At 69.3% G+C, this 14,078-nt stretch carries 14 protein-coding genes; 10 read left to right on the forward strand and 4 right to left on the reverse strand.

Annotated features, from left to right (window positions below):
* A partial coding sequence (locus ORI60_RS28400; protein ID WP_266041069.1) for an FG-GAP repeat domain-containing protein occupies positions 1 to 381 on the forward strand: 381 nt, incomplete at its 5' end.
* Positions 382 to 433: 52 nt separating this feature from the next.
* On the opposite strand, the gene lhgO is transcribed toward ORI60_RS28400, so the two are convergent.
* Both lhgO and ORI60_RS28410 read right to left on the reverse strand, forming a co-directional pair.
* Positions 434 to 1,612 (reverse strand): L-2-hydroxyglutarate oxidase, encoded by a 1,179-nt coding sequence (gene lhgO, locus ORI60_RS28405; RefSeq protein ID WP_266041070.1) that lies wholly within the window; start codon positions 1,610 to 1,612, stop codon positions 434 to 436.
* A gap of 10 nt (positions 1,613 to 1,622) precedes the next feature.
* Positions 1,623 to 2,498, reverse strand: a complete 876-nt coding sequence (locus ORI60_RS28410; RefSeq protein ID WP_266041071.1) for an LLM class flavin-dependent oxidoreductase — start codon at positions 2,496 to 2,498, stop codon at positions 1,623 to 1,625.
* A 60-nt stretch (positions 2,499 to 2,558) separates the two neighbouring features.
* Between ORI60_RS28410 and ORI60_RS28415 the strand changes: the two genes are divergently transcribed.
* On the forward strand, positions 2,559 to 3,368 hold the full coding sequence (locus ORI60_RS28415; protein WP_266041072.1) for an HAD family hydrolase: 810 nt from the start codon (positions 2,559 to 2,561) through the stop codon (positions 3,366 to 3,368).
* Here the strand turns inward: ORI60_RS28415 and ORI60_RS28420 are convergent.
* Positions 3,365 to 4,069 carry a UDP-N-acetylglucosamine acyltransferase gene (locus tag ORI60_RS28420; protein WP_266041073.1) on the reverse strand — a complete coding sequence of 235 codons (705 nt, stop codon included), beginning with the start codon at positions 4,067 to 4,069 and terminating at the stop codon, positions 3,365 to 3,367. The two genes, ORI60_RS28415 and ORI60_RS28420, sit on opposite strands and share 4 nt — an antisense overlap.
* Positions 4,070 to 4,194: 125 nt before the next feature.
* Here ORI60_RS28420 and ORI60_RS28425 point away from each other — a divergent pair, with 125 nt between their 5' ends.
* Genes ORI60_RS28425 through ORI60_RS28435 form a run of 3 tightly spaced genes read left to right on the forward strand, consistent with a single transcriptional unit; the run spans position 4,195 to position 8,197 of the window.
* A complete protein-coding gene (locus ORI60_RS28425) occupies positions 4,195 to 5,292 on the forward strand; it encodes a DegT/DnrJ/EryC1/StrS family aminotransferase (RefSeq protein ID WP_266041074.1) in 1,098 nt (365 codons plus the stop codon).
* Positions 5,289 to 6,260 carry a Gfo/Idh/MocA family protein gene (locus ORI60_RS28430; RefSeq protein WP_266041075.1) on the forward strand — a complete coding sequence of 324 codons (972 nt, stop codon included), beginning with the start codon at positions 5,289 to 5,291 and terminating at the stop codon, positions 6,258 to 6,260. The genes ORI60_RS28425 and ORI60_RS28430 overlap by 4 nt, the downstream gene beginning before the upstream one ends.
* Positions 6,261 to 6,280: 20 nt before the next feature.
* The gene (locus ORI60_RS28435; RefSeq protein WP_266041076.1) at positions 6,281 to 8,197 is read left to right on the forward strand and encodes a DUF6541 family protein; all 1,917 of its coding nucleotides are present in this window, start codon (positions 6,281 to 6,283) and stop codon (positions 8,195 to 8,197) included.
* Positions 8,198 to 8,256: 59 nt separating this feature from the next.
* On the opposite strand, the gene ORI60_RS28440 is transcribed toward ORI60_RS28435, so the two are convergent.
* Positions 8,257 to 9,354 carry a UDP-N-acetylglucosamine 2-epimerase gene (locus tag ORI60_RS28440; protein ID WP_266041077.1) on the reverse strand — a complete coding sequence of 366 codons (1,098 nt, stop codon included), beginning with the start codon at positions 9,352 to 9,354 and terminating at the stop codon, positions 8,257 to 8,259.
* Between the two features lie 52 nt (positions 9,355 to 9,406).
* Between ORI60_RS28440 and ORI60_RS28445 the strand changes: the two genes are divergently transcribed.
* The 5 genes from ORI60_RS28445 to glf are packed head-to-tail and all read left to right on the forward strand — an operon-like array spanning position 9,407 to position 14,077.
* Positions 9,407 to 10,435: a glycosyltransferase family 2 protein gene (locus ORI60_RS28445; RefSeq protein ID WP_266041078.1), complete on the forward strand. Its 1,029-nt coding sequence runs from the start codon at positions 9,407 to 9,409 to the stop codon at positions 10,433 to 10,435.
* The gene (locus ORI60_RS28450; protein ID WP_266041079.1) at positions 10,432 to 11,691 is read left to right on the forward strand and encodes a lipopolysaccharide biosynthesis protein; all 1,260 of its coding nucleotides are present in this window, start codon (positions 10,432 to 10,434) and stop codon (positions 11,689 to 11,691) included. The genes ORI60_RS28445 and ORI60_RS28450 overlap by 4 nt, the downstream gene beginning before the upstream one ends.
* A gap of 10 nt (positions 11,692 to 11,701) precedes the next feature.
* Positions 11,702 to 12,442: a glycosyltransferase family 2 protein gene (locus ORI60_RS28455; RefSeq protein ID WP_266041080.1), complete on the forward strand. Its 741-nt coding sequence runs from the start codon at positions 11,702 to 11,704 to the stop codon at positions 12,440 to 12,442.
* Between the two features lie 9 nt (positions 12,443 to 12,451).
* Entirely contained in the window at positions 12,452 to 12,850 is a 399-nt protein-coding gene (locus ORI60_RS28460; protein WP_266041081.1) for a DUF2304 domain-containing protein, read from the forward strand.
* 18 nt (positions 12,851 to 12,868) lie between these two features.
* Positions 12,869 to 14,077, forward strand: coding sequence for a UDP-galactopyranose mutase (glf, locus tag ORI60_RS28465; protein WP_266041082.1), 1,209 nt, complete (start codon positions 12,869 to 12,871; stop codon positions 14,075 to 14,077).
* Position 14,078: the final 1 nt, after the last annotated feature.

Below are 14,078 nucleotides of genomic sequence, written 5' to 3' on the forward strand. Positions count from 1 at the left end.
GGTGCTGGTGGTCTGGGGTACAGCAATGCGATGAGTGGTCCGGGTCATTGGGCGGGTCAGCGGATGATCACTGCCGGTGATTTCAACGGTGACGGCAAGTCGGATGTTGCGGCGGTTTCGTCGGACGGCACGATGGAGTTGTATTCCGGGAACGGTGCTGGTGGTCTGGGGTACAGCAATGCGATGAGTGGTCCGGGTCATTGGGCCGGTCAGCGTCTGATCACTTCTGGTGACTACAACCGTGACGGCAAGGTCGACGTCGCTGGAATCGACGCGGTCGGCAACCTCGAGTACTACGCGGGCAACGGCGCGGGTGGTCTGGGCTGGGGCGGTTCCATGTGGACCGGCGCCCACTGGGCGGGCTACAAGGCGATCGTCTGACGCGAGAGCTTTCCTGCAGGGCCGGACATTCGTCCGGCCCTGCAGAGCGTTGTCAGGAAAGCGAGCTGGTCAGGCGGTCGGCGACGTGCTTCGCGATCTCCAGTGAGCCCGTTGCGGCCGGTGAAGGCGCGTTCAACACGTGCACCTGGCGTGGCGCGGTCTCGATGAGGAAGTCGTCCACCAGCGACCCGTCGGGCAGCATCGCCTGCGCTCGCACACCGGCCTCGGAACGCACCAGGTCGTCCTCGCGCACGGCCGGGACCAGCCGGGCCAGCGAGGCGGCGAACCGCTTGCGCGACAACGACCGCAGCACCTCCTCGGCGCCGGTGCGGGCGTACTTGCGGGCCAGCCGCCACGTGCCGGGGAAGCGGGCGACATCGGCCACGTCGGTCAGCGAGAAGTCGCGCCAGCGGTAGCCCTCGCGGCGCAGCGCCAGGACGGCGTTGGGGCCGCAGTGCACGCTGCCGTCGAGCATGCGGGTGAGGTGCACGCCGAGGAACGGCAACGTCGGGTCCGGCACCGGGTAGATCAGGCCGCGGACCAGGGACGTGCGGCGCAGCTCGAAGTACTCGCCGCGGAACGGCACGATGCGCGCCGCCGGGGTGAGGCCGGCCAGCCGCGCCACCCGGTCGCTGTGCAGGCCCGCGCAGTTCACCAGCGCGTCCGCCTTGACCACGCCCTGTGGTGTCGCGACCTCCACGCCGCCCGAGGAAGCCGGACGGATGGCGAGCGCGGGGGAGCTCAGGCGCAGGTCGTGCGACGACAGCAGCCCCACCAGAGCGGTGCACACGGCGGAGTAGTCGATGATCGCCGTGCTCTCCACGCGCAACGCCGCCACGCACGACACCTCGGGCTCGTGCTCGCGGGCCTCCGAGGCCGAGATCAGCTTCGCCGGGACGCCGTTGGCCTCCGCGCGTGCCGCGAGGTCGTGCAGGCGGGGGAGTTCCGACTCCGCCGTCGCGACCACGAGTTTGCCGCACACGTCGACCGGGACGCCGTGGTCACGGGCGAACGCGATCATGGACGCGTTGCCGGCGACGGACATCCGCGCCTTGAGCGAGCCCGGCTTGTAGTAGAGGCCGGCATGCACGACGTTGCTGTTGTGACCGGTCTGGTGCGCGCCCCAGACGCGTTCCTTCTCGAGCACCGTCACGCGGGAGCCCCGCGACGCGAGCTCGTTCGCCACCGCGAGCCCGACGATTCCGCCACCGATCACCACGACATGTCGCACCCCGTACACGCTAATGCCCGAGAACGGGCAGAACGTCCGCCGCGACCTCCTCGACCACCGACTCGCTGCCCGCGTACACGCCGTCGTGCCGCGGCCAGTGCGCGACGACGTCGGTGAAGCCCAGCGCGGCCGCCCTGCCCACGGCGTCCTGGAAGCACTGCGCGCTCGACAGCGAGTACACCGGAGCGGAGTCGAGGTTCAGGTAGCGGTGCATCCGCGTGGTCCTGCCCTCTGTGGCCAACGTCTCGCTGAACTGCTCCGACAGCGTGTGCACACCGCGCCACCACGCCTCGACGTCCTCGGTCGGCGGGCCGGTGGTGACCCACGCCTGGCCGAACCTCGCGGCGATCCGCATCGCCTTCGGGCCGTTCGCGGCGACCAGGAACGGCAGCCTCGGCCGCTGCACGCAGCCGGGCGCGCCGCGGGCCTCGTCCGCCGCGTAGAACTGGCCCTGCCACGTCGTGCGGTCCCTGACCAGCAGCTGGTCGAGCAGCTCGACGAACTCGGCGAACCGGGCCGTGCGGTCCTGCGGCAGTGGCGGCTTGTCGCCGAGCACCGTCGTGTCGTACCCCGCCCCACCTGCGCCGACGCCGAGCGTGAACCGGCCGTCCGACACGTCGTCGAGCGCCAGCAGGTCCCGCGCGAACGGCACGGGGTGGCGGAAGTTGGGGCTCGCGACGAACGTGCCGAGCCGGATGTGCGACGTGACCATGGCCGCGGCTGTCAGCGTCGGGACGGCGCCGAACCACGGACCGTCGACCAGGGTGCGCCAGCCGAGGTGGTCGTAGGTCCACGCGTGGTGGAAGCCGTACTCCTCGGCGGCGCGCCACTTGGGTTCGGCCATCCACCACCGGTGTTCGGGAAGGATCACGATTCCAGCGCGCACGATCGCTAAGGTAACCAGCTGTTCAGCCCCTGACGAACTTGGACCAGGCACCATGGGGGCGTGGAACAGCCCAGATTGGTCGCATCGGACGTAGACGGCACCCTGCTCGGCCCCCCTCCGCGAGAAGGCGTGACCCCGCGCACAGCCGCGGTCGTCGGCCGCGTGCTGGAGGCGGGCGTGCCGTTCGTACTGGCCACCGGCAGGCCGCCGCGGTGGGTGCCGCAGATCGCCAAGTCAGCCGGACTCGACGGCCTCGCGGTGTGCGCGAACGGCGCGGTCCTCTACGACGTCGGCCGCGACGAGATCGTCTGGGCGCGCACGCTCGACCCGATGCAGTTGCACGACATCGTCTCCACCATCGACCACTCCCTGCCCGGCTGCACCTTCGCGGTCGAACGCGTCGGCACCGCGCAGGACGACGCCACGTTCGTCGCCGAGCTCAGCTACTCGCACCCGTGGCCCGAGGGGCCGAACGTCGGCGTGACCCGCGGCGAGACGCTCGGCCACCCGGCGATCAAGCTGCTGGTCAGGCACACGGGCATGACCAGCGGTGAGATGGCGGTGGGCATCGGCGAGATGCTCGACGGGCAGGTCGACCTGACCTACTCGACCGACAACGGGCTGATCGAGCTCGCGGTCCACGGCGTCACCAAGGCGAGCGGACTAGCCGACGTGGCCGAGCGGTTCGGCGTGTCCGCGCAGGACGTGATCGCTTTCGGCGACATGCCCAACGACGTCGAGATGCTCAGGTGGGCCGGTCACGGCGTGGCCATGGCGAACGGGCACGAGGCCGCGCTCGCCGCCGCCGACGAGGTCACCGCGCCCAGTTCCGAGGACGGCGTGGCGATGGTCCTAGAACGCTGGTTCTAGCCCACCAACGGCTTCGCGGCCTCGGCCTCGGTCCACCACTTGAAGGCGACCTCCAGCTCGGCGGGGATCTCCTCCGGCAGTCGTCCGGCGTCGTACGCGCTGGTCAGCGCCTCGATCGCGGCGTCGGAGACGCCGGAGCGGCTCATGCCGACGGAGTTGACGCCGTGCACCCGGATCGGGCTGCCGTAGGCGCGGGCGAACGGGGGCACGTCCTTCGACACGGGCGTGCCCATGCCGATCATGGCGCCGGCGCCGATGACGCGGCGCTGGTGCACCGAGGCGTTCATGCCGACGTTGACCTTGTCGTTGATCTGCACGTGGCCGCCGAGCGACACACCGGCCGACAGCGTGACGCCCGTGCCGACCAGGCTGTCGTGCGCCACGTACACGCGGTTGAGCAGCCACGAGTCGGCGCCGATGGTCGTCGCCCGGTACGAGCCCTGGTGGACGGTGCTGAGCTCGCGGATCACGACCCGCGCGCCGATGTGCACGCCCGCGTGCGCCAGGGAGCCGTCCCACGCCCGGTTGTGCTCGGCCGAGGTGATCTCCGGGGGAGTGCCGATGACGCAGCCCGGTCCGATCCACGTCCCGTCCTCGACGACGCACGGTCCCAGCACGACCGCGCCGGGACCGATGGTGATCCCGTCGCCGAGTTCGACGCCGTCACCGACAACAGCACTGGGATGGATGTGGTTGACCACGGGCGTCCGATCAGGAGGTGGAAACAGGCGGCATAGCCCATACGGGTAGCGTGGGGCCCCGCGTGCAGGCCAGAGCACTGTACCGGCCGCGCCGGTGGACATCCCCGAAGGCGAGAGACTGCTGAATGATCCCGATTACTGTTGTTGACGTCGCCGCTGCCGAGCAGCTGGTGGTCCAGGTGCTGCGCTCGGGAGCGATCGCCCAGGGCCCGATGGTCAAGCGCTTCGAGGATGCCTTCGCAGGCGTCGCGGGTGTTCCGCACGCCGTGGCCGTGAACAACGGGACCACCGCGCTCGTGGCGTCGCTGCAGGTCCTCGACCTGCAGCCGGGTGACGAGGTCATCACCTCGCCGTTCACCTTCGTGGCGACGCTGAACGCCATCCTCGAAGCCGGCGCGACGGCTCGGTTCGCCGACATCCGCGACGACGACTTCAACATCGACGCGGACAAGGTCGAGGACGCCGTCACCCCGAACACCAAGGTGCTCATGCCCGTGCACCTCTACGGGCAGATGGCGGACATGGGCAAGATCATGCCCGTCGTGCAGGAGCACGGACTCGCGCTCGTCGAGGACTCGGCGCAGGCCGTCGGCGCCACCTACGAGGGCCGCCCGTCGGGCAGCTTCGGTCTCGGCTGCTTCTCGCTCTACGCGACCAAGAACATCACCACCGCCGAGGGCGGCGTCATCACGACGTCGGACGACACCCTCGCGGACCGGCTGCGCGTGCTGCGCAACCAGGGCATGCGCGCCCGCTACCAGTACGAGGTCGCGGGCCACAACTACCGCATGACCGACATCCACGCGGCGATCGGCATCCCGCAGCTGGAGAACCTCGAGACGATCACCAAGGCGCGCCAGGCCAACGCCGAGACCCTGAACAAGGGCCTCGCCGGCGTGAAGGGCCTCCAGCTGCCGCAGGTGCTGCCGGGCCGCACGCACGTCTGGCACCAGTACACCGTGCTGATCACCGACGACGCCCCGATCAGCCGCGACGAGTTCGCCGCCAAGCTGACCGAGAAGGGCATCGGCAACGGGATCTACTACCCGAAGACGGTGTTCGACTACGACTGCTACCGGGACAACCCGAAGGTCGTCATCTCCGACGTGCCGGTCGCCGAGCGCGTCGCCCGCCAGGCGCTGTCGCTGCCGGTGCACCCGAAGCTGACCGACGCCGAGCTCGACACGATCATCACGACGGTCCGCGAGGTGCTGGGAGCATGAGCAACCTGCCCCGCATCGCCGTCATCGGTGTCGGCAACATGGGCTCGCTGCACGCCCGTGTGACCGCCCAGTCCGAACGCGCCGAGCTCGCCCTGATCGTCGATCCGCGCGAGGAGATCGGCAAGGCCGCCGCGGACAAGTTCGAGACGACGTGGGCGCCCGAGATGGGCGACCTCGACGGCATCGACGCGGTGATCCTCGCGTCCAGCACCGAGAGCCACCACGGCCTCGCGCTGGAGGTCCTCGAGAAGGACAAGCCGCTGCTCGTCGAGAAGCCGGTCTGCGCCTCGCTGGAGCAGACCGAGGAGGTCCTGAAGATCTCCGAGGCCAAGGGCCTGCCGATCATGTGCGGTCTGCTGGAGCGCTACAACCCGGCCGTGATGACGGCGCTCGGCCTGATCACCGAGCCGGTGTACGTCTCGGCACAGCGCCACTCGCCGTACGCGCCGCGCATCCTCACCGGCGTGGCCTGGGACCTGCTGGTGCACGACGTCGACCTGGCCATCCAGTGCTTCGGCGGCGCGGAGCCCCAGCGCGTCTCGGCCGGCGTGGCCCAGTTCCACCCGTCGTCGGTGCCGGGCGCGGAGGACGTGGTGGACACGCTGCTCACGTTCCCCTCCGGCGGCATCGCGAGCGTCTCGGCGAGCCGGATCGGTCAGCGCAAGATCCGCCTGCTGACGATCCAGGAGCTGGACCGGTCGATCGAGGTCGACCTGCTGCGCCGCGACGTGACGATCTACAAGCACATCTCGCACGACTCCGACCCGGACGGCCGCGGCTACCGCCAGCAGACCGTCATCGAGATCCCGGAGCTGGTCACGGCGCGTGAGCCGCTCGCGACCCAGCTCGACCGGTTCATCGACCTCATCGCGGGCAACCTGGACGCCGATGACGAGCGCCGCCGCATCCTGCCATCGCACCGCGCCGTCGCCGAGGTCAAGGCGAAGTCCGCCGCGGTCGCCGGCTGACCCCGAGGAACTGAACTCTGATGGGTGCATTCGTCGTTCTGGCGTTCATCCTGCCCGGCCTCGCGGTCGGGCTCGCGCTGCGGCTGAGAGGCTGGACCCTCGCGGCCGCGGCGCCGGTGCTGACCTTCGGCACCGTCGCGCTCGGCACACTGGTGCTGGGCAACCTCGGCATCTCGTGGAACCTGCTGTCGCTCGCGCTGTGGTCGGTGGTGCTGGCCGCCGTGGTCGGCGTCGTGACGTGGCTCGTCTCCCGTCGCACCGGTGACGAGCCGCTGATCGAGGAGCCGAAGCGCTCGCTCGGCGAGAACCTCGTCGTCCTCGGCGGTGTCGTGCTCGGCATGGCCGTGGGCGCGGCGACGTTCCTGCGCGGCATCGGCGGCACGCTCAGCACGGTCAACCAGGACTGGGACGCGCCGTACCACGGCAACGCCATCCGGTGGATCTCCGAGCACTCCACCGCGCTGCCGTCCGCGCTCGCGCAGATCGCGAACCTGCCGGCCGGCACGAAGTACTTCTACCCCAACACCTACCACGCGCTGCTGGCTCCGCTGCTCGACAAGGCGGTGGGCATGCCGGAGCTGCTGAACCTCGCCGCGCTCTCGGTGATCCTCGCGTGGCCGCTGGGCATCGCGGCACTGGCGCTCGCGTGGCGCATGCCGCCGCTCGGCGCCGCGATCGCCGCCGGTGTGTCGACGTGGTTCACGGCGTTCCCGTACGACTCGCTGTGGCGCGGTCCGCTGTGGCCCTACGTCGCCGGTGTCGCCCTGGTGCCCGCCACGCTGGCCATCGCCCGCAAGATCATGACCACGCGCGGCCTGACCGGCCCGCTCGGCCTCGCGCTCGCGGTCGCCGGTCTCACCGGCCTGCACACGAGCCTCGTGTTCATCGCGTTCGCGTACATCCTGATGCTGGCGCTGGCGCTGGCCTTCAAGCTGGAGCCGATCGACTGGAAGGCGACCTGGAAGCCGCTCGCCCTCACCGCGGCGCTCGGCCTGCTCGCCGTCATCCCGGTGATGCTGCCGGCCCTGGTCCAGTCCGCCGGTGTGACCGGCGCGCAGTGGGACGAGTTCGCGTCACCCGCGGAGGGCATCGGCCAGACGCTGCTGTTCTCCCCGGTGGTCGCGTTCCCGCAGTGGTTCCTCGGCGTCGCGGCGATCACCGGCATCGTGCTGATGATCAAGCACCGCACCATGTTGTGGGTCGTCGGTGCGTGGATCCTGCTGGGTGCGCTGTACGCCGGCACCGCGTCGCTGAACAACCCGTTGATCAACTCGCTCAGCGGGCCGTTCTACAACGACGCCTGGCGGTTCGCGGCGCTGCTGCCGCTCGCCGGTGCCATCGCCGTCGGTGAGCTGGGGCAGACCGTCGCCACCGGCCTGACCGCGAAGCTCGGCTCCCGCGTCAGCCCGCAGCGCGCCGCGTTCGTCGTGCCCGTCGCGTTCGGCCTCGCCGGTGTGCTCGTGCTCGGCCTGCTGGGCAAGGGCGCCTACATCGGACGCAACGCGGAACGCCTGTCGGAGACCAACAACGAGGGCGCGACCGTCACGAGGGGCGAACGCGAGGCCTACAAGTGGCTCGCCGAGCACTCGAAGGACCGCCCGGTCGTCAACGACAGGCTGGACGGCTCCGTGTGGATGTACGCGCTGGCCGGCGTGAAGCCCGTGGAGTGGACGTTCTACGGCGCGGACGAGAAGACCAACGCCGGGCAGATCACCTGGCACCTGCAGGACATCGACAAGGACCCGAACGTCCGCAAGGCCATCAACGCCCTGGGCGTGAAGTACGCCCTCGTCGGTGCCGGCTACGTGCGGTCGAACTCGCGGCCCGCGCCGGGGCTGATGGCCCTGGAACGGCTGCCCGAGGTGCGGAAGGTCTACGAGAACCCGCAGGCCACCATCTACGAGTTCGTCGAACCGGGAACCGGTCAGACTTCCTGACGGCACAAGCAGAAGAGGGGCCCGCCGGCAGGCGGGCCCCTCTTTCGCGCGGTGAGGACCTACACGTAACCGAGCTGGGTCAGCGTGTCCGCGATGATCTCGCTCGGGTGGTACTTCTCCATGATGGACGGACGGCGCAGCGTCTCGTACTCACCGAGGAACTTCTCCAGCCGAGAGGTCTCCATGCCGGTCAGCACGATGTTCTGGCCGAGGCCCTGCTTGGTCTCGGTGCGCTCGCGGTGGATCGCGCACGGCATGCCGATGTAGGAGCACTCCTGCTGCAGGCCACCGGAGTCGGTGACGACGAACTTGGCGCGCGCCAGGATCGGCAGGAACTGCAGGTAACGCTTCTTGGGGCGCATGATGAAGCGCTCGTTGTCGAACAGGTGGCCCCAGCCGTGCCGCTCGATGCGCTCCCGCTCCGGCGCGCCGGCCAGGTAGAGCATCGGGGTCTTCTCGCTGGCCTTCTTCAACAGCTCCAGCGCCTCGCGGAACTTGTCCGTGCGGGACACGAGCTCGAAGCGGTGCAGCGTGGCGAGACCGAACTCCTCGGGGAGGTCCTCGGTCGTGTTCGCGTTGATCGCGAGGCGCATCGCGTCGATGACGGTGTTCGCGCCGGTGTTCACGACGACGCCGCGAGCGCCGCGGAGGTTGTCGACCTCGTTCTGCGACGGGGCGAAGTGGACGTCCGTGAGCTTCGTCGCAATGCGGCGGTTGAGCTCTTCCGGCAGCGGCGAGAGCAGGCTGCCGGAGCGCATGCCGGCCTCGACGTGGGCCACGCGGGCGCCGAGGAGGCGGCGGGCGATGAGGCTGCCGTACGGGGTGGTGAAGGTGTCGCCGTGCACGACCACCAGGCCGGGCTTGCCGTCGGTGGTGAGCGATCGGCGCAGTTCTTTGCGCTGGCCCCACGCGGTCTGGGCGACGGAGAGCGCCCAGCCGGGAACCTGCTTGGGAGTCTCCAGGTTGCGCGCCTTGCCCCGCGGCACCAGCCACAGGTCCGGCTCAGGCAGCTGGAGGTCTTCGAGGACGTCGGCGACCTCGTCGAAGTGCTGCGCGGTGAACCACAACAGCGGCTTCGAACCGCGGGCGACGAGCGCGTGGTAAACGGGCGCCACCTTGATGAGTTCAGCGGTGGTACCTGCGATGAAGGCGATCACGGGAAGGACCCCTGAGGCTGGGGATCAACGGACCGCCTGGATACTGTCAGGTGTGACGAGCCGGAGCAAATCCCTCCCCGACGTCCCCAGCCTCAGCATCGTGATCCCGGTCTACAACGAACAGGACTGGATCGGGCGCTCCGTCGAGGCGCTGACGGTGTCGCTCGAACGCGCTGGTTGGCCGGCCGAGATCGTGGCGGTGGACGACGGCAGCACCGACGGCACGCCCAAGCGCCTCGTCGAGCTCACCGAGCGGTTCGGCATCACCGTCGTGAGCCAGGAGAACGCGGGTCGCTTCGCCGCGCGCCAGGCCGGCATCCGCGCCGCCACCGGCGAGCGCGTCCTGCTCCTGGACGCCCGCGTCATCATCGAGCCGGACGCCTTCGCGTTCCTGAAGGACCAGTTCCTGCAGCACCCGGACCGCAAGGTGTGGAACGGCCACATCAACGTCAGCACCGACGGCAACCCCTACGGCGGGTTCTGGGCCGGGCTGGTCGCGATCGGCTGGCGGCGCTACATGGCGAACCCGCGGCTGGTGTCGTTCGGCGCGGACGAGTTCGACGTCTACCCCAAGGGCACCGGGTTCTTCTGCGCGCCGCGCGACCTGCTCGAAGCGGCGGCGCGGTCGTTCGAGTCGCTGTTCGACGACGTGAAGCTGGCCAGCGACGACACCCGCATGCTGCGGTGGATCGCCGAACGGGAGAACATCCACCTGACGCCGGAGTTCGCGGCCACCTACAACAGCCGTGACTCGTTCAAGAAGTTCGTGAAGCACGCGTACTTCCGCGGCACCACCTTCGTCGACAGCTACCTCGACTCGCCCGGTCCCGCGCGCAACGCGTTGTTCGCCGCCATGGCCGTCGGCGTGGTCGGGCTCGTCATCGCGGCGAAGTTCCCGAAGACGGCTCTCGTGCTCGTGTTGCTGGGCATGGTCGCGGCGGGCGCGGTGGCCCGCAAGGCCGGCGCGTCCAAGGGGCAGGCGCTGGCCGTGTCCAAGCTGCTGCCGGTGTTCGCGGCGAGCTTCGGCTCGGGCGTGGTGCGCGGTCTGTTCCTCGCGTTGAAGAAGGCACTGACCAGGTGACCGAGAAGACCGCTGGCCGCTCTCTCGGCACCGTGGGAATCGCGGTGCTGATCGCGGCAGGGCTGGGTTATCCGATCCTCATCGTGACCGCCCGCACCCTGTCCCCGGCGGACAACGCGGTCTTCCTCACGTTCTGGGGCATCGTCTTCGGTGTCGGCAGCACGCTCGCGCCGGTCGAGCAGGAGTTGTCGCGCCTGGCCGCGGTGGCCGACGTGGCGGGCAAGCGGGCCGACGCCACCGCCCTGCGCACGGTCGCGGTCGCGGCGGCGGCCGTGGGGTTGTTCGGACTCCTCGTCGCCCTGCCGCCGGTGAGCGCAAGGCTCTTCGGCGAGCACACGGTGCTCGCGCTCGTCGCCCTGGCGTCCGGTCTCGCGTTCGCCGTGCAGTTCGGCACCCGCGGCACGCTCATCGGCTTCCACGAGGCCAAGTCGTTCGGTGGCCTGGTGGTCACCGAGGCGGCCGTGCGGATCGGGTTGCTCGGCCTCTTCGTCGTGCTCGGTCTCAACGGCGTGGTGCCGCTCGCGATCGCCGTCGCCGCGGGCTCGTTCGCGTTCCTCCCGTTCGGCTTCCGTGCGCGCAAGCACCTCGACCTGCGCGGCGGCGCCGAGCCGTGGGGCGTCGTGGCCAGGCGGATCCTGGTGCTGATGCTCAGCGCCGGTCTCACCGCGTCGGTGCTGACCGGTTACCCGGCGATCGTGAAGCTCTTCGCCACCACCAGGGAGGAGCTGGAGGCGCTCAGCGGCCTGTTCCTGGCTCTCACCGTGGCCAGGCTGCCGCTGCTGCTGCTGTCGCCGGTGCAGGCGATGGCCGTGCCGGCCGTCGTGCGGCTCTCTCAGGACGAGGAGGGGCACGGAAGGCTTCGTGCCCTGTTGGTCAAAGGTTCAGCAGGAGCGTTCGGGCTGGCGGCGGTCGGTGCGGCGTTCGGCTGGCTCATCGGCCCGTGGGTCGTCGAGCTCCTCTTCGGCTCCCAGTACGACGTTCCCGGCTGGGTCGTCGCAGGCCTGGTGTGGTCTTCGGTGCTGCTCGGTGCCGTGATGCTGCTCGCCGCCGTGCTGGTCGCACGCACCGAGGGTGCGAAGGTCCTGCTCCTGTGGGCGCTCGTCGCGGCACTCAGCGTGCTGGTGCTGACGTTCGCGCCCGGTGACCTGGTGTTGCGCGCCGTGCTCGGTCTGGTGGTCGCGCCGACCATCGGTGCGTTCGTGGCCATGGCTTTCGTGCTGCGGCCTGGTGTCCGTGCTGAAACCTCTACTGGTTAGGCTCCTCGACGTGTCTGACTCTGTCGACTTGCGACGAGTGCTCATCGTGCTTCCCGCGTTGAACGAGGAGCACAACATCGAGAAGGTCATCGCCGAGGTGAAGGCCGCCCTCCCCGAGGTCGGCGTGCTGGTCGTGGACGACGGTTCCACGGACCAGACCTCGCTGCGTGCCCGGGAGAGCGGCGCCCAGGTGGCGCGCCTCGCGGTGAACCTCGGTGTCGGCGGTGCGATGCGCACCGGGTTCCGCTACGCCGTGCGCAACGGGTTCGACGTCGTGGTCCAGGTGGACTCCGACGGTCAGCACAACCCGGCGCACGTGCCCGAGTTGCTGCGCGAGCTCGAACACGCGGACATCGCCATCGGCGCCCGGTTCGCGGGCAAGGGCGACTACAAGGCCCGCGGCCCGCGCCGCTGGGCCATGAAGCTCTTCGCCGTGGTCATCTCGGCGATCTCCGGCACCAAGCTCACCGACGTCACGTCGGGGTTCAAGGCGTCCGGTCCGCGCGCGGTGCGGCTGTTCGCCGCCCACTACCCGGCGGAGTACCTCGGCGACACGCTGGAGGCGCTCGTCATGGCGGCACGGGCCGATCTGAAGATCGTCCAGGTGCCCGTGGAGATGCGCGTGCGCGCCGGCGGTACGCCGAGCACGTCGCCGGTGAAGTCCGCCGTCTACCTGCTGCGGGCCACCCTGGCGCTGACACTCGCCCTCGTTCGCCGCAAGCCCAAGACCGGCTCCTTCGAAGCCGCTTAGGAGGCTCCCGTGTCTGCGTTCCGTTTGCTGGCGATTGCGGTCGCGGCGGTCGTGCTGATCGTCGTCGTCGAAATGATGCGGCGTCGCAAGCTCCGCGAGAAGTACGCGGCGATGTGGCTGTTCGTCGGTGTCGGTGTGGTCCTCCTGGGCGCGATCCCCGGCCTCCCGACGTGGTTGTCGAACCTCACCGGGATCCAGCTCGCGGCCAACTTCCTGTTCGCCGCCGCCGCGTTCACGCTGCTCTTCGTCGTGCTGCAACTGTCCAGCGAGGTGGGTCACCTCGAGGAAGAGGTGCGCACCACGGTGGAGGAGATCGCGTTGCTGCGCTGTGAGCTGGAAGGCGTGCGTGCCGAGCTGGACAAGCGCGTCACGACGACCGAAGAACAACTTCTCCGAGCCCAGCCCTGAATTCGGGCCACTCGGGGCATGCAGGTAACCTCGCTTGCCGTGAGCTTCGCAGGTTATGACCTGATCGTCGTCGGTTCCGGATTCTTCGGCCTCACGGTCGCCGAGCGCACCGCGTCCCAGCTGAACAAGCGGGTGCTGGTGCTGGAGCGGCGTGACCACATCGGAGGCAACGCCTATTCGGAGGCAGAGCCCGAGACAGGCATCGAGGTGCACCGCTACGGCGCGCACCTGTTCCACACGTCCAACAAGCGCGTGTGGGAGTACGTGAACCAGTTCACCTCGTTCACGAGCTACCAGCACCGCGTGTTCGCGATGCACAACGGTCAGGCGTACCAGTTCCCGATGGGTCTCGGGTTGCTGTCGCAGTTCGTCGGCCGGTACATGTCGCCCGAGGACGCGAAGGCGTGGGTCGCCGAGCAGGCCGCGGAGATCGACACCAAGGACGCGAAGAACCTCGAGGAGAAGGCCATCTCGCTGGTCGGCCGTCCCCTCTACGAGGCGTTCATCAAGGCCTACACGGCCAAGCAGTGGCAGACGGACCCGAAGGAGCTGCCCGCGGCGGTCATCAGCCGCCTGCCGGTGCGCTACACCTTCGACAACCGCTACTTCAACGACACCTACGAGGGCCTGCCGGTCGACGGCTACACCGCGTGGCTCGAGAAGATGGCGGACCACCCGAACATCGACGTCAAGCTGTCCACGGACTACTTCGACGTCAAGGACGAGATCCCGGCCGGCACGCCGGTCGTCTACACCGGCCCGGTCGACCGCTACTTCGACTACTCCGAGGGCTGGCTCGGCTGGCGTACGCTCGACTTCGAGCAGGAAGTGCTGCCGATCGGCGACTTCCAGGGCACGCCGGTCATGAACTACAACGATGCGGACGTGCCCTACACGCGCATCCACGAGTTCCGCCACTTCCACCCGGAGCGCGAGTACCCGAACGACAAGACGGTTATTGTTCGGGAGTTCTCCCGCGCCGCGGAGAAGGACGACGAGCCGTACTACCCGATCAACACGGCTGAGGACCGCACCAAGCTGGAGCGTTACCGCGAGCTGGCCAAGAAGGAAGCCTCGGAGCGCAACGTGATCTTCGGTGGGCGCCTCGGCACGTACAAGTACCTGGACATGCACATGGCGATCGGTTCTGCGCTGAGCGTGTTCGACAACAAGATCGCTCCGCACCTGGCGTCCGGTCAGGCGCTGGACGGGTCGCTGGAGGACTGAA

Source organism: Lentzea sp. NEAU-D7 (genome assembly GCF_026242055.1).
GTDB lineage: Bacteria > Actinomycetota > Actinomycetes > Mycobacteriales > Pseudonocardiaceae > Lentzea.